Origin of the sequence: uncultured Blautia sp. (genome assembly GCF_902497045.1) — a bacterium.
GTDB lineage: Bacteria > Bacillota > Clostridia > Lachnospirales > Lachnospiraceae > Blautia_A.
This window is the reverse complement of sequence record NZ_CABVDF010000052.1, coordinates 1-15,125: the sequence shown is the minus strand read 5'-3', so window position 1 is coordinate 15,125 and position 15,125 is coordinate 1. Positions and strand designations below refer to the sequence as shown.

General features: G+C 44.2%; 13 protein-coding genes. 5 read left to right on the top strand and 8 right to left on the bottom strand.

Features of this window, described 5'->3' with window-relative positions; all coding sequences use genetic code 11:
• Positions 1-120 precede the first annotated feature (120 nt).
• The 4 genes from RDS42_RS05855 to RDS42_RS05840 all read left to right on the top strand — a co-directional run bounded on the left by RDS42_RS05855 (position 121) and on the right by RDS42_RS05840 (position 4,228).
• Positions 121-1,350 carry an extracellular solute-binding protein gene (locus tag RDS42_RS05855; RefSeq protein WP_308782818.1) on the top strand — a complete coding sequence of 410 codons (1,230 nt, stop codon included), beginning with the start codon at positions 121-123 and terminating at the stop codon, positions 1,348-1,350.
• Positions 1,351-1,474: 124 nt separating this feature from the next.
• Positions 1,475-2,383: a sugar ABC transporter permease gene (locus RDS42_RS05850; RefSeq protein ID WP_308782817.1), complete on the top strand. Its 909-nt coding sequence runs from the start codon at positions 1,475-1,477 to the stop codon at positions 2,381-2,383.
• Positions 2,384-2,395: 12 nt separating this feature from the next.
• The gene (locus RDS42_RS05845) at positions 2,396-3,298 is read left to right on the top strand and encodes a carbohydrate ABC transporter permease (protein ID WP_308782816.1); all 903 of its coding nucleotides are present in this window, start codon (positions 2,396-2,398) and stop codon (positions 3,296-3,298) included.
• Between the two features lie 18 nt (positions 3,299-3,316).
• Entirely contained in the window at positions 3,317-4,228 is a 912-nt protein-coding gene (locus RDS42_RS05840) for a dihydrodipicolinate synthase family protein (protein WP_308782815.1), read from the top strand.
• 102 nt (positions 4,229-4,330) lie between these two features.
• Here RDS42_RS05840 and RDS42_RS05835 read toward each other — a convergent pair whose 3' ends face one another.
• From RDS42_RS05835 to RDS42_RS05810, 6 genes are all read right to left on the bottom strand, one after another.
• Positions 4,331-5,152 carry a MurR/RpiR family transcriptional regulator gene (locus RDS42_RS05835; protein ID WP_308782814.1) on the bottom strand — a complete coding sequence of 274 codons (822 nt, stop codon included), beginning with the start codon at positions 5,150-5,152 and terminating at the stop codon, positions 4,331-4,333.
• Positions 5,153-5,183: 31 nt separating this feature from the next.
• Positions 5,184-6,068 (bottom strand): ROK family protein, encoded by an 885-nt coding sequence (locus RDS42_RS05830; protein ID WP_308782813.1) that lies wholly within the window; start codon positions 6,066-6,068, stop codon positions 5,184-5,186.
• Positions 6,069-6,094: 26 nt separating this feature from the next.
• Entirely contained in the window at positions 6,095-6,547 is a 453-nt protein-coding gene (locus tag RDS42_RS05825) for a YhcH/YjgK/YiaL family protein (RefSeq protein WP_308782812.1), read from the bottom strand.
• Positions 6,548-6,818: 271 nt separating this feature from the next.
• Positions 6,819-8,330 (bottom strand): sodium:solute symporter, encoded by a 1,512-nt coding sequence (locus tag RDS42_RS05820; RefSeq protein WP_308782810.1) that lies wholly within the window; start codon positions 8,328-8,330, stop codon positions 6,819-6,821.
• A 25-nt stretch (positions 8,331-8,355) separates the two neighbouring features.
• Positions 8,356-9,285 carry a dihydrodipicolinate synthase family protein gene (locus RDS42_RS05815; protein ID WP_308782809.1) on the bottom strand — a complete coding sequence of 310 codons (930 nt, stop codon included), beginning with the start codon at positions 9,283-9,285 and terminating at the stop codon, positions 8,356-8,358.
• 33 nt (positions 9,286-9,318) lie between these two features.
• Positions 9,319-10,014, bottom strand: a complete 696-nt coding sequence (locus RDS42_RS05810; RefSeq protein WP_308782808.1) for an N-acetylmannosamine-6-phosphate 2-epimerase — start codon at positions 10,012-10,014, stop codon at positions 9,319-9,321.
• Positions 10,015-10,281: 267 nt separating this feature from the next.
• Between RDS42_RS05810 and nagA the strand changes: the two genes are divergently transcribed.
• Positions 10,282-11,385, top strand: a complete 1,104-nt coding sequence (gene nagA, locus RDS42_RS05805) for an N-acetylglucosamine-6-phosphate deacetylase (RefSeq protein ID WP_308782807.1) — start codon at positions 10,282-10,284, stop codon at positions 11,383-11,385.
• 79 nt (positions 11,386-11,464) lie between these two features.
• Here the strand turns inward: nagA and RDS42_RS05800 are convergent, their stop codons facing one another.
• Positions 11,465-14,248, bottom strand: coding sequence for a HAMP domain-containing sensor histidine kinase (locus tag RDS42_RS05800; RefSeq protein WP_308782806.1), 2,784 nt, complete (start codon positions 14,246-14,248; stop codon positions 11,465-11,467).
• 57 nt (positions 14,249-14,305) lie between these two features.
• Positions 14,306-14,998 (bottom strand): response regulator transcription factor, encoded by a 693-nt coding sequence (locus tag RDS42_RS05795; RefSeq protein WP_308782805.1) that lies wholly within the window; start codon positions 14,996-14,998, stop codon positions 14,306-14,308.
• Between the last annotated feature and the right edge of the window lie 127 nt (positions 14,999-15,125).

Here is a 15,125-nt window from a genome sequence, read left to right as displayed (position 1 = left end):
AAACTTTTAAAATTTTTCCCGTTTTCTATTGACAAAATCACGAAAAAACAATTACTATCGAAGTAACAATTTAGAGATGATTACCAACACAGGCAATCAAAAAAGAAGGAGGATACCAATATGAAGTATCGTAAAATCTTAGCACTTGCATTAGCGTGCACACTGGCTTTTCCTGTAACCGCATTTGCTGCTGAAGAAGAAAAAGCTACAGACATTACTTTATGGACCTATCCAATCGGAAGCTGGGGAGACGCTGAAACTGTTGACGGTCTCATCGCAAGCTTCAACGAAGCACATCCGGAGATCAATGTAACTGTAGAATATCTGGACTACACCAACGGCGATGACCAGATCAACACCGCGATCGAAGGCGGACAGGCACCGGATATCGTTCTGGAAGGACCGGAGCGTCTGGTTGCAAACTGGGGCGCAAAAGGACTGATGGTAGATCTGGCAGATCTCTGGACAGACGAAGCCAAAGAAGCAATCTATCCTTCTGTTGAGGCTGCCTGCAAGAACAACGACGGCGTTTACTATGAGTATCCTCTCTGTATGACCGCTCACACTATGGCGATCAACAAAGATATCTTCGAGGCTGCAGATGCTATGCAGTATATTGATGAAGAAACACGCACCTGGACTACAGAAGACTTCCAGAAAGCTGTAAAGGCTGTTTACGATTCCGGTCAGGGCGGCGACCAGGGTACACGTGCTCTTGTCAATAACCTCTATGGCGGCACTTTCACAAATCCGGAACACACAGAATACACTGCTAACAGCGAAGAAAACATCAAAGCTCTTGAGCTTCTTTCCGGAATGGACGGAATCAACTTTGACGCATCCCTTCAGGGCGGCGACGAGATCAACCTGTTCTGCAACGGCACACTTGCTATGGCATTCTGCTGGAACGTTGCACAGGAAAAAAATAATCTTGAAAACATCGCATTTGACGTTCTTCCAATGGCATTCCCGACAGAGAGCGGAGATCCGCAGCTCTGCGGCGGTATCTGGGGATTCGGTATCTTTGATAACGGCGACGAGGCAAAAATCGAAGCTTCCAAAACATTTATCGACTTTATGGCAAACGACGAAAAACAGGTTGTAGAAAGCGTGAAAGCTTCCAGCTACTGGCCTGTAAAAGATCTTGGAAACATTTATGAAGGCGATGATCTGATGACTGAGTATTCTACCTTTGTTGATTACATGGGCGATTACTATCAGGTAGTCGGCGGATGGGCAGAGGCTCGTACTGCATGGTGGAACATGCTTCAGCAGATTGGATCCGGCACAGATGTTAAGACCGCAGTTGAAGAATTCACCACAACTGCAAACGCTGCAGTAGCTAAATAATTTTTTACGAAACAGCAACTGCATATTCGTTAAATTTGTACAGTAAGAACTCGGGCGCCCTTCCTGCGTTTCGCGCGGAGGGGCGCTCTGTCTCTGTCTGAGACAATGGAAAGGAGGATTTCTCTTGGCAGCAAATAAGAAAAAATCCGGAACGAGCAGCAAAGCTCTCACCCGGAGAGAAACAATTGCCGGATATGCATTTATGCTCCCAAGTCTGGTATTTTTCCTTGGATTTGTTATTTATCCAATGGCTCAGTGCATCATTACCAGTTTCTTTGATTCTACCATGAACCGTGAAGATATTTTCATCGGGCTTGCCAACTACAAGGAGCTGTTTGCAGACCCGGTTTTCCTGGGTGCACTGAAAAACACATTTATCATTGTAATTGTTTCCGTTCCGGTAACCTGCATCTTTTCTCTGTGGGTAGGATCCGTTCTCAACAACATGTCCGGTCCTCTCTGCTCACTGTTCCGATGCGTATTCTATCTTCCGGTAGTCACCGGTTCCGTAGCAGTTACAGTTGTATGGAAATGGATGTTCAACAACTATTACGGCATCTTCAATTATCTTGGAAAAACAACCGGTATCCTGGATAAGAATATCAACTGGCTGGGCGATGAAAAATACGCTCTGGGCTGTATTATCCTGATTCTGATCACTACTTCCGTAGGACAGCCTATCGTACTTTATGTATCCGCCCTGAACAATGTGGATCAGTCTCTTGTAGAAGCGGCTCAGGTAGACGGCGCCAATCATCTTCAGGTATTCTGGAAGATTAAATGGGCTCAGATCAAACCTACCACTCTTTACATTCTGGTTATTACAACTATCAACAGTTTCCAGTGCTTTGCCCTGATCCAGCTTCTTACCAGCGGCGGACCAAATCACAGTACAGATACCATTATGTACTATATCTACCACACCGCCTTCAAGCTGTACCGCTATGGCTACGGAAACGCTATGGGCGTTGTTCTTGCTATTATTATTGCGGTTCTCTCCGCAGTACAGTTTAAATTAACCAGTGAAAAGTAGGGAGGGGAAGCTATGAAAACAAAATTCAGTAAGACAAAATTATACAAAGTCCTGGCTTACCTGACCATTATCATTCTGGCCATTGGTTTTACATTTCCACTTTACTGGATCATTACCGGTTCCTTTAAGACACCACAGGCGATCAACGCAACCTCACCTCAGTGGTGGCCTCAGGAATGGACCATGGCCAACTACGAAAAGCTGTTCAGCAGACAGGTAGCCCCGCTTTGGGAAATCCATGTTCCGTTTACCGATATCGTTTTTGCAGGGCCGGAGGTACCGGCAGCGCTGCGCTGGATGGGCAATACCATTTTTATGGCAGTTGCAGCAATGCTTCTGACCTGTATCACTGCAGCAATGGCAGGTTATGCCCTGGCAAAAAAACGCTTTATCGGACGTACTGTTATTTTTACTCTGATCGTATGTGCTATGGCACTTCCAAAACAGGTTATTCTGATCCCGTTGATCCGCGAAATGTCTTCGCTGAAGCTGTATAATACTCTTTGGGCAACGATCTTTCCCATTGTGGGATGGCCCTTTGGTGTATTTCTGATCAAGCAGTTTGCGGAAGGTATTCCCGGAGAAATGATGGAGGCAGCCCGGATCGACGGCGCCAGCGAATGGCGTACCTTTGCCGATGTAGCTCTTCCTATGATCAAACCAGGTATCGGCGCACTTGCCATTTTTACCTTCATCAATTCCTGGAACGATTATTTTATGCAGTTGATCATGCTCAGCAGCACCAGCAATCTTACCATTTCTCTTGGTATTGCCAAGCTGCAGGCAGAAAACTCAACAGATTTTGGTCTGATCATGGCCGGCGCGGCCCTGGCAGCAATCCCGATCATTATTGTATTCCTGTTATTCCAGAAATACTTTACCAAAGGAATCACCATGGGCGCCGTTAAAGGCTGATCTAAGAAAGGAGAAGACATGAGAAATTTAGAAAAATACAGAGGAGTTATTCCTGCATTTTATGCATGCTATGAAGATGATGGAAGCATCAGCCCTGAAAGAACACAGGCTTTTACCGAATATCTCATCGGAAAAGGCGTAAAAGGTCTTTATGTGTGTGGATCTTCCGGAGAATGTATCTATCAGAGCAAAGAAGAGCGCAAGCTTCTTCTTGAAAATGTTATGAAAGCTGCAAAAGGAAAAATCACCATTATTGCTCATGTTGCCTGCAACAATACTGCAGACAGCCAGGAACTGGCCGCACATGCAGAAAGTCTTGGTGTAGACGCTATTGCCGCTATCCCGCCGATTTATTTCCATCTTCCCGATCACGCTATTGCACAGTACTGGAATGATATCAGCAGCGCAGCTCCTAATACAGATTTTATTATCTACAACATTCCACAGCTTGCAGGCGTTGCTCTCAGCCTTCCTCTTTATAAGGAAATGCTGAAGAATCCAAATGTGATCGGTGTAAAGAACTCTTCCATGCCTGTACAGGATATCCAGATGTTCAAAGATGTCAAAGGTGATGACAGCATTATTTTCAATGGTCCAGATGAACAGTTCATCTCCGGCCGTCTGATCGGTGCTGACGGTGGTATCGGCGGAACCTATGCTGTTATGCCGGAGCTTTTCCTTGCAGCCGACCAGGCATTAAAGGCAGGCAATATCCAGCGTGCAAAAGAAATCCAGTACAAAATCGACCGGATCATCTATGCAATGTGTTCCTGCCACGGAAATCTTTATGCGGTTATGAAAGAAATCCTCAAAATGAACGGAATAAATGTAGGCGGTGTTCGTAAACCACTGGCATCTATCATACCGGAGGATATGCCTCAGATTGAAAAATGCAGAGAAATGATCCAGACAGCAATTGCTGAATTATAAACCAAAAGCTTACTTTCAGGAACTTCCTCCTGAACCAAAAACTCCCCATGGAATCCACAGACTTTGTGGGCTCCATGGGGAGTTTTTTCTCTTCAAAGTTTTCTACATCTCATCCAGAGCTTCCATTGTATAGTCATGGAGTGTCTCTCTCCTTCGGAAATCTTCTGACCGCAGCATCCTGGAGTAGAGCATGTCCACCATCACAAGGATTGGAAACTGAGGAGAAATATCCTTTCCTCTTTCCAGATTTTCTTTGACAGCAAACAGCATGACCTCGTCACAGAATTTTTCAAATTTCTTTTCTTTATGGGAGGTCATAAGCACCACTGCTGCTCCGCATTTTTTTGCCGCACTGAGAGAATCGATCACCACCTCTGTCCTGCCGCTGACGCTGATCCCTATCACTCCGCAGTTTTCGTCCAGAAGCACGGAGTTCATCTTCATGATATGCTCGTCGGTAATTGCCTCAATGTTCACTCCAATCCTCATAAAGCGAAGCTTCATCTCTGTTCCGGCCGTTCCGGAGCTGCCTTTTCCGTAAACATAAATTCTTTTTTTCTCGGTAAGAATCCTTACGATCCTCCCGATCTGAGCCTCGTCGATCAGGGAATAGCTTTTGTTCAAAAGCTCCTGATAGCTGTTAAAAACAAGCTTGATATTATTGCTGGCCGGCTGGCTGTCGATCCTGGAACTGCTTTGCTTATAGCAGAATATAAACTCCCGGTACCCTTTATAACCGCATTTCTTCGCGAACCGGGAAAGAGATGCCTCTGATACAAAAAGCTTTTGGGATACACTTTTCGATGACAGATCTGTTTTTGATTCACTATGGATGAAAAAATCTGCTATCGTCTTTTCCAGAGGAGTAAAGCTTCCATAAATCGCTTCTATTCTGGAAATGATGTTCCTTTCGTATTCCTCCATACCGGTTCCTCCTTGTCCCTTTTTGTCCGGATCAATGTCTGCTTCTGAAATTATAATAAGCTCCCAGCATTCCTGCCTGATTCTGATTCTGCGCAAATTCCAGACGGGTATGCTGTGCCACAGAAGGAAGCAGGTACTTGTCCAGACTCTCTCTCAGCATATCCTTCAGGTATTCTTTCTGTGCCATGATTCCTCCTCCGAGAACTACTACTTCCGGATTCACCACATAACAGATATTTGCGATTCCCATTCCAAGAACCTCGCACATTTCCCGGATGGCGCGGATACAGTCTTCGTCTCCCTGCTTTGCCTGCTCAAAAACATATTTTCCATTGATCTCTGCCGGATCCATGTTTTTATATTCCGCTGTCTTCTTTACAAGGACACTGCTTGCTCCCAGATCCTGAAATTCTCCCCCCGGAAGATGCATATAACCTACTTCGCAGCCGCTTCCTGAAAATCCGTGGAACACCTTTCCGTCTATAAGGATCGCACCGCCGATACCTGTACCTATGGTAAGGCAGACGCTGATCCTGCTGCCTCTGGAAGCCCCTGCAAAATGCTCTGCAAGACCGGCACAGTTCACATCATTCTCCACCTCACATGGAATTCCATAAAGCTTTTCCAGTGTTTTTTTGATTTCTGTACCTGTATAATCCGGAATGAGAGGAGCGGCATAGGTAATCTTTCCCTGTTCACAGTCTACCATTCCGGCCGTGGAAACACAGATTCCTGCCGGCTGATATTCTGCCTGATAAGCTTCCACAATCTTTTTCGCTTTTTCCATGATTCCCGGACCGCCATACTGCATAGCTTCTGTAGGCATTTCTCCTGTAGTCAGAAAAGTTCCATCCTCCCGGACCATGCCATATTTTATGGAAGTACCTCCGATATCAATACAGATATATTCCTTCATTCCGCTTCTCCTTTATCCATTTCTGTTTATTTAATCTTAATCTTGAAAATTGCTTTTTTGATCATTACAGGCTCATTTACCTGCACCGCCGTTCTGTGTGCATCCTTAGGATAACAGAGAAGAAAATCTCCTTCTGTCAGGATCACCTGACTGTTTTTCTCTCCTTCCAGCGGAAGAAAGTCATCTTTTTCCACAAATTCTTTCTGCTCCATATTATCGATGAAGTTCACATCGATCTGCTCCGCTCCTCTCAGCATCAGATGAAGATCCAGATACTGACGGTGCGCTTCCCAGAATCTGTTTTCCGGTGTTGTTGTTTCATATTCTACTATATTTACAAACAGGTTGTCACCCTCTATTTCATGACTTCCTTTCTCAAATGCCAGAAGATCATGATTTTTTGCATATTCAAAACATTTTAAAACTTCTTTCTCCAGAAATCCATAATCCTTTACGTCTCTTATATTTCCAAATATCATTGTTTTTTCCTCCTGTATACACTGAAATGATCAGCCTGGGCTTATTGTAATGAAAGTCCAGGCTGATTCTGTGATGCTGATTATTTTTTGATGCCAGGGTCAAAAGATCATAAATCACGTTGTGCTTGCACATAAGTGATTTTATGCCTTTATGACCCGCCCCAAATGAGGATAAAAGCGGGGCGTATGTCCCGCGATATCCGAATTTGGAGCAGAATTGTGGAAGTGCGCAGCACGAAACAATTCGTCAGGCATCTTTTGATTTCAACATCTAATTTTTATAAATAGTTGTGTTTGCAGCCGGCTGTGAACGGTCGCCTTTTACTTTTCTCCAAATGATACTTGCAGGAATACCTACTACCAGAGATACTGCAATGGAGATGATAGAGTAAGACCAGATGGATACTGCGTCTGCCGGAAGGAAATATTTGATGTAGATCATAACTGCAGAAGCTGCGATAAATGCCAGAACTGCACCAAAAGTATTTGCAACCTTTGTAAACGCGCCAAGGATAAAGGTTCCGATCAGGATACCAAGTACCAGTCCCATAAATCCGTTAAACCACTCATAAGCAGATTTTACGCCGCCGTTGGCCAGAACCATTGCAACCACAATAGAAAAGATACCAACGATCAGAGATACATACTGGCCGATCTTTGTCTGTGTCTCAAAGCTCAGTTTCTTTTTGGACAGACGTTCCTGGATATCCAGAGTCCAACTGGATGCCACAGAGTTAAGACCTGTGGAAAGTGTGGACTGTGCCGCTGCATAAATCGCTGCCAGAAGCAGACCTGTAATACCTACCGGAAGCTCAAACGCGATCCAGGATGCAAAAATCTGATCCTGCTGGGCTGCCGGAGGAAGCGGATTTCCCTGTACATTATAAAATACATATAATCCTGTTCCGATCAGATAGAATACAGTTGCAATAAAAATGGAAAGTCCGCCGTTGGCAAACATCATCTTATTCAGTTTCTTTGTATCTGTTGTAGTGGTAAAACGCTGTACAATATCCTGACTGGATACATAGGATCCCATAGTGTTAAATCCGGCTCCTACGATCAGAAGAAATACGCTGTCTTTCAGAATGTTCGGATTGAACATAGGCTGATCTGCTGCCAGGAACTTATGTCCTGCAGTAAACTGCTGGAAGATTGCACCGATTCCTCCGTCAATATGCGCGATCAGGAAAATAAGACCAAAGGTAACGCCAACCAGAAGCACAGAACCCTGGATAAAGTCTGTCCACAATACAGATTTCAGTCCGCCTGTATAGGAGTAGATGATTGCAATAATACCCATGATGATGATCAGGATATTTACGTTGATGCCCATCAGACGGGAAAGCACCATACATGGAAGATACATGATGATGGACATACGGCCGATCTGATATACAATAAACATAACCGCACCCAGAACACGAAGTCCTTTGCTGTTAAAACGCAGTTCCAGATAATGATAAGCGGTATCAATATCCAGTTTACTGTAAATCGGAAGGAAGAAGCGGATCGTCAGCGGAATAGCCAGAAGCATACCAAGCTGTGCAAACCACATGATCCAGGTTCCTGCATAAGAGTTTCCTGCCAGAGACAGGAAAGAAATAGGGCTTAAAAGTGTTGCAAAAATGGAGACAGAAGTTACCCACCACGGCACGGTTCCGTCACCTTTGAAATATTCTTTTCCCTTCATTTCTTTTTTTGCGAAATGAAGTCCTGCAAATAATACTGCAGCCAGATACACGATCAGAATGATCAGGTCGATCACTGTAAATCCCTGCATAAATTACCTCCCTCTTATCTGACAATTATGCCAGATATTTTTCTTTTGCTGCTTTAACCATTGCTGCAGCTTCTGCTGCGATCGCTTTGTCTGCTTCCTGAAGATTTTCAAGAGGCTTGCGTACGCCGCCAAGATCTACATTTTCATTAATACGGAGAATTTCTTTTGCTACGGCATACATATTCCCATGACTGGAGCACATTTTGTAAATGATCTCATTGATATCATACTGAAGATCCATAGCAGTCTCTTTTTCACCTTCTGCAATCAGCTGGTTTAATTTCAGGAACAGCTCCGGCATTACACCATAAGTTCCGCCGATGCCGCCGTCTGCACCGATAGCACGTCCTGCAACGAACTGCTCGTCCGGACCGTTAAATACTACAAACTCACCTTTTGCAGCTTTGCCTGCTGATTTGAACATCTGGATGTCCTGTGTAGGCATGGAAGAGTTCTTTACACCTACAACTCTCGGATTTTTCATCATTTCTGCAAAAAGGCTCATAGTAAGAGCAGTTCCGGCCAACTGAGGAATGTTGTAAATAATAAAGTCTGTATTCGGAGCTGCTTCACTGATTTCATTCCAGTAAGCTGCGATAGAGTATTCCGGAAGTCTGAAATAAATAGGAGGAATGGAAGCAATTGCATCTACGCCAACACTTTCAGAGTGTCTGGCAAGTTCCACACTGTCCTTTGTATTGTTGCAGGCAACATGATTGATGACAGTTAATTTTCCTTTTGCAACAGCCATTACATTTTCAATGATAAGTTTACGTTCTTCCACGCCCTGATAAATACATTCGCCTGAAGAACCGTTTACATAAACACCTTTTACGCCTTTGTCAATGTAATACTGTGTGAGAGCACGTACGCCTTCCGGGCTTACATTGCCTTCTTTGTCATAGCATGCATAAAACGCCGGGATAATTCCTTTATACTTGTCTAATTTACTCATGATAACATTCCTCCTGGGCCTTGCCCTTATATTTTACTCTGCTTTTTTCATTTCTTCTGTAAAAGATTTTGTGATCAGCTGAGGTCTTGTAATAATAGATCCTACTACTACGCTGTAACAGCCAAGTTCAACTACTCTTCTGGCTTTTTCCGGCGTATTGATGTTACCTTCTGCGATCACATGATGTTTTACTTTGCTTAAAATCGTACGGATAATCTCAAAGTCATTCTCTTCGATCTTATCGCCTTTGCTGTGCTCTGTATAACCTACAAGAGTAGTTCCTATAAAATCGAAGCCAAGCTCATCTGCGTGAAGAGCCTCCTCCACAGTGGAACAGTCTGCCATCAGTAACTGTTCCGGATATTTTTCACGGATCTGGTGATAAAACTCATCCAGTGTCATATTTCCCGGACGTAAGCAGATCGTTGCATCAACGGCAATGATCTCCGGCTTAACCTCCATAAGCTCGTCTACTTCTTTCATAGTCGGGGTGATATATACCTTGCTGTCCGGATAATCCCTTTTTACAATGCCGATAATCGGAAGATCCACATTTTTTTTGATCTCCTCGATATCCTCCTTGGTGTTTGCGCGAATGCCCAGCGCGCCGCCCTCTGCTGCTGCCTTAGCCATTCTTCCCATAATAAAAGAAGAATGGAGCGGTTCATGAGGCAATGCCTGACAGGATACTATCAAATGTCCCTTAAGCTGTTCTAAACGTTTTTCCATCGTACTCTCCTTTCCGCTCTCTCAATTTCCTGACTTAGTATAGTCACTTATGAAAGTTTTTTCAATAGTTTTTTATTTTAAGAAACTTCTTTCACATCATTCGGCATCTCGCACAATTTCATTCTTTATTTTTTGTTTATTTTTTTAAATATGCGCACCTTTTGAAAGTTCTTTCTCTTTCCAATCTTCAGATTGAATAAATCCCGTGAAAGTTCTATAATAGAAATATCTATAAAACGTATCTTACGAAACAAGGAGATTTTACTTATGATCATTAAAAACGGACTGGTATTTCAGGAAGACGGAAACTTTGTAAAAAAAGATCTGTACATCGAAAACGGCAGATTTGTTTCTGCCGAAACAGAAGTATCCGACAAAACAGAATACGATGCTGACGGCTTAAAGGTGCTCCCGGGACTGGTAGACGTACACAGCCATGGCGCATTTGGACACGACTTCTGCGATGCAGATGCAGAAGGTCTGAAGGTGATCCTGAAATATGAAAAAGAACATGGAATCACTTCCTACTGCCCTACATCCATGACGCTTGCCAAAGATAAGCTGATGGATATCTTTGCCACCGCAGCTCAGGTAGAACCGGATCCTTCCCGCGCCCGTATTATCGGTGTAAATATGGAAGGTCCGCTGATCGATATTGAAAAAAAAGGAGCACAGGCTGCCGAATACATCAGCGTGCCGGATGTTTCTTTCTTCCGTCAGTGCAACGAAGCTTCCGGAAATCAGATCAAACTGGTAACACTTGCCCCTAACGTAGACCGTGCCTTTGAGTTTATCGAAGCTGCCAAAGATGAAGTAGTGATCTCCATCGGACACACCACAGCAGATTACGATTGTGCAAAAAAGGCTATGGAACTTGGTGTAAATCATGTCACTCACCTTTACAACGCCATGCCTCCTTTTGCTCACAGAGATCCGGGAGTGATCGGAGCAGCCTGTGACAGCGAGGACTGCATGGTAGAGCTGATCTGTGACGGCTTCCACATCCACGGAAGTGTGGTCCGCACCACCTTTAAGATGTTCGGAGACGAACGAGTTGTCCTTATCAGTGATTCCATGATGGCAACCGGAATGGAAAACGGCACCTATGAACTGGGCGGACAGAAAGTAACCATGAAGGACCGTCTGGCCACTCTTTCCAACGGCACCATTGCCGGTTCTGCCACTAACCTGTTTGACTGTATGAAAAAAGCCATGGAATTCGGTATTCCTGAATCCACAGCTATTTTTGCAGCTACCAGAAACCCGGCAAAAAGCATCAAAGTCTACGATCAGGTAGGCTCCCTTACACCGGGTAAATTTGCAGATGTGCTTATTGTAGATGATGCATATAACCTTGTAAAAGTATTCTGATTTTCCCTTTCAAAGCCCCCGGAACTGTGATCATATCCACAGCGCCGGGGGCTTGTTTATTTCGTTATTTTCTATTCATTTATACTTCTTCGTTTTTCCGCGGAACCGCTTTTTCCTTTACCGCAAATACGATTGTTACCTTAAAAAGATCTCCGTCCAGATAAAGCTTAAACTCTCCTCCCTGAAGCTCCGTAAGGCTTTTTGCAATGGAAAGACCAAGGCCGCTTCCTTCTGTATTTCTGGAAACATCTCCACGGATAAAACGTTCTGTCAGTTCATCTGCAGATATGTTCAGCGGCTGCGCTGAAATATTTTTCAGAGAAAAGATTACTTTCTTCCGATTCACGCGAAGTTCCGCATACACTCTTGTATTTTCCATGGCATATTTGGCAACGTTTCCAAACACATTTTCCAGGACTCTCCACAGTCGTCTTCCATCTGCGCAGATAATTGCTTCCTCCTGATCGAAATGAACCATTATGGAAAGATTTTTTTCCTGGAAACGTTCCTCAAATTCACCGATCACCTGATGGATAAGTTCCACAAAATTCAAATCCGCCATTTCCAGAGAAATATTTCCCGTACTTGCCTTGGATGCCTCCACAACGTCTTCCGTAAGAGTTTTCAGCCTTTGGGATTTCTCTTCCAGAATAGACAGGTAGCCCTGGATCTTGGGATCCTGAGGATTTTCTCTTTTCAGAAGATCTACATAATTAATAATAGATGTCAGCGGTGTCTTAATGTCGTGGGACACATTTGTAATCAGTTCTGTTTTCATCCTTTCGTCTTTCAGACTTTTTTCCACAGCCGCATCCAGACCTTCTCCGATCCGATTGATGTAGTCTGCCATCTTTCTCTGCTCTCCGGTCAGCTTATCCAGAGGGATCTTGTACTGAAGCTCTCCGTCAGTGATACGTTTCAAACCATCCAGGATCAGCTCCCGTCCTCTGGCTTTTTTAAGAAAACAGATCAGGCCCAGAAGATCCAGCGCCGCCAGGAGAAAGAGCACTCCCGCCAGTCCTGAGAAAATAAAGGCACAAAACAGGAACTGAAGAAAACAGAACGCTGTAAAGATCAGAGCCGCTTTCACCCGGCTGACTGTATTCTCAGCAAAAAAATTTATGGAATTCCGGCACATTCTCCAGAATTTCCGGCATACTCTCACAGTTAATTTCCATATTTTTCTCAGAAGAGAATTTTTCCAGAGGGTCTTGCCCTTGATCCGGCGCACCAGGCTCAGCCATCCAATGAAAAACCAGACTGCTGTCCACGCCCCGAGGGCAGCCACAAAAAGTACAATGTATTTCAGCTTGTCTACGGAATCTGCCACATTGACGCCTAATCCCAGGATCAGTGCAAAAGGAACACCCCACAGTAATGCCGCTGTACATGCTCCGATTTCTGTATACCAACGGTCAAAGAAGTTCAGCTGTACGGTTTCTTCCTCATTATTCCGTCCTGCTCCTGCTGTAAGAATAATCAGGCAGATCAGGAAAAGAACGGCTCCTACTGCAAAAAACATCATGGACGGCATCAGCCATTTGGAATATTTTTCATAATTTTCCGCGTCTTCAGCCATAAGATCCTGTACCGGAAAATCTTTATCCACCCAGACAGCAAAAACAAATTCTTTATTCTGATCATTAAGTCCTACATTTTCCACCATATGCTGCCAGAGAGACAGTCCCATGGAGCCGGTAAGATCTTCTGCAAGCTGCTGGAGACCAGAAGCAGTTTTGTCTCCTGCAAAAGCCAGATTGGATCTTCCGTCTTCCGGAGCTGTTCCAAGGATTACATAAGGATCTTTCCCGTCCTCCACTTCCTTGATTGTTTTTTCGTAATCTCCGGCTTCTGCATTGGACATTATTTTTTCGCCTGACTTTCCCGGATCCGTAACAAGAAGATAACTGAGATTGGTATTTCCTTCCGTATAGTGCTGTTCCAGCATTTTTTCTGAAGCTTTGGCAGTTCTTACATGATCGATCGCATCTGTCAATGCCATAAACGCCTGATCCAGTTTTCCTTCCCACTGGGGTTCCTCATTGAGAATATCCAGGATACTGTCTGCGCCTGCCGGTGCAAATGCTTCCGCGATCTGGTAATCAGATTCCCCATTGATCACATTTATGTAAACCATCTCGCCGTCTTTGTCTCCAACTCCCAGTGCACCGGAGTTTAAAATCCCCACATTACTGTCAAGATAATACTGCTCTTCTCCATAATACTCATAATCTACATAATCATGATTTTTCAGGCATGCCAGAATCCCCTGCTTTGCAAGTTCATCTACACCTTCTGTACCGGAAGCTTCCGGTTCCAATGGCATATAGTCCTCTGCATGCTCTGCGTTTTCCTCATATTCCTCATACGAGACAGCATCACTGGAAGGCGCCAGAAATTCCAATTCCCCATCCAGGATCTTTTTTTCAAACTCATCATAATACATGTATTCCGGGCTTCCGTCCGGCTTTACACAGATCAGAATGTCATCTGTCATAGTATTCCAGTCATCGATCTCTGCCCATTTTTTCAGATCACTGAGCTTATAACTCAATCCGGTAAGTTTCTCCTCAGCAGGATTCCTCTTCTGCAGAATTTCTCCCAGATCGATGTTTTCCCCACCCTGTTCCGGATGCAGAAGCTGTGTATATGACAAAGCATGAAGCACTTCATAAGTATAATCATACATACTTCGTTCAAAACTTCGGGATTTCAGATAGCTTCCTTTATCCAGAGGGTTTACACCCATGCTCATGATCCCTGCCGCAGACGCTCCACCTGCTGCTGCAACCGTAAGGGACGCGACTCCCACTACTGCGGCCACAGTTTTCACCATGCCGTTTCTATACCATTTTTTCTTCATAAGAATTACCCCTTTCCAGACACCTGATATATACTTCTTCTGCTTTTCATTGTTTTCTTAAAGCTTTTCCACCTTATAGCCCAGACCCCATACTACCTTCAGATATCTGGGTTCCTTTGGATTGATCTCGATTTTTTCCCGGATATGCCGGATATGCACTGCTACCGTATTATCTGCCGCAATAGCTTCTTCATTCCAGATGTTTTCATAAATCTGATTAATTGAAAAAACTCTTCCTTTGTTTTTTACAAGGAACAGAAGAATCCTGTACTCAATAGGAGTCAGCTTCACAGGCTCTCCGTCTACCTGTACCTCCTTGCGATCGTCGTCAATTGTCAGCCCTCCTGTCTCATAAATATTGGCTTTTTTCTGAGAGACCGCGCCAAGCTGAGTATATCTGCGAAGCTGAGATCTGACTCTGGCTACCAGTTCCAGCGGATTAAAAGGCTTTGTCACATAATCATCCGCTCCAACGTTCAGTCCCAGAATCTTATCTGCATCTTCAGATTTTGCCGAAAGAATAATAATAGGAAGGGGATTTTCCTCCCGAATCCTGAGAGTTGCCCGTATCCCGTCCAGCTTCGGCATCATCACATCGATCACCAGCAGATCCACCGGATTGTCCCGCAACTTCTGAAGAGCCTCCTCTCCGTCATAAGCTTTCAGAATATGATGCCCCTCCTGTGAAAGATAGATCTCTATTGCATCCACAATTGCTCTGTCATCATCACAAACCAGTATTTCTGCCACGTCCTTGTACCTCCTAAAAAAATAAATGCTGCATCGGATCACAAAATCTTTTCTGTGTTCCGTTATCTAAAGAATATCAGGTCAGCTTTAAGATAAATGGGGTAATTTCTTAAGAAATTCTTATTTT

What these genes read in the sequence shown, in the direction of transcription:
- RDS42_RS05855 (WP_308782818.1), top strand. Translation starts at nt 121, where the DNA reads ATGAAGTATCGTAAAATCTTAGCACTTGCATTAGCGTGCACACTGGCT.
- RDS42_RS05845 (WP_308782816.1), top strand. Translation starts at nt 2,396, where the DNA reads ATGAAAACAAAATTCAGTAAGACAAAATTATACAAAGTCCTGGCTTAC.
- RDS42_RS05840 (WP_308782815.1), top strand. Translation starts at nt 3,317, where the DNA reads ATGAGAAATTTAGAAAAATACAGAGGAGTTATTCCTGCATTTTATGCA.
- RDS42_RS05835 (WP_308782814.1), bottom strand. Translation starts at nt 5,152, where the DNA reads ATGGAGGAATACGAAAGGAACATCATTTCCAGAATAGAAGCGATTTAT.
- RDS42_RS05830 (WP_308782813.1), bottom strand. Translation starts at nt 6,068, where the DNA reads ATGAAGGAATATATCTGTATTGATATCGGAGGTACTTCCATAAAATAT.
- RDS42_RS05825 (WP_308782812.1), bottom strand. Translation starts at nt 6,547, where the DNA reads ATGATATTTGGAAATATAAGAGACGTAAAGGATTATGGATTTCTGGAG.
- RDS42_RS05820 (WP_308782810.1), bottom strand. Translation starts at nt 8,330, where the DNA reads ATGCAGGGATTTACAGTGATCGACCTGATCATTCTGATCGTGTATCTG.
- RDS42_RS05815 (WP_308782809.1), bottom strand. Translation starts at nt 9,285, where the DNA reads ATGAGTAAATTAGACAAGTATAAAGGAATTATCCCGGCGTTTTATGCA.
- RDS42_RS05810 (WP_308782808.1), bottom strand. Translation starts at nt 10,014, where the DNA reads ATGGAAAAACGTTTAGAACAGCTTAAGGGACATTTGATAGTATCCTGT.
- nagA (WP_308782807.1), top strand. Translation starts at nt 10,282, where the DNA reads ATGATCATTAAAAACGGACTGGTATTTCAGGAAGACGGAAACTTTGTA.
- RDS42_RS05800 (WP_308782806.1), bottom strand. Translation starts at nt 14,248, where the DNA reads ATGAAGAAAAAATGGTATAGAAACGGCATGGTGAAAACTGTGGCCGCA.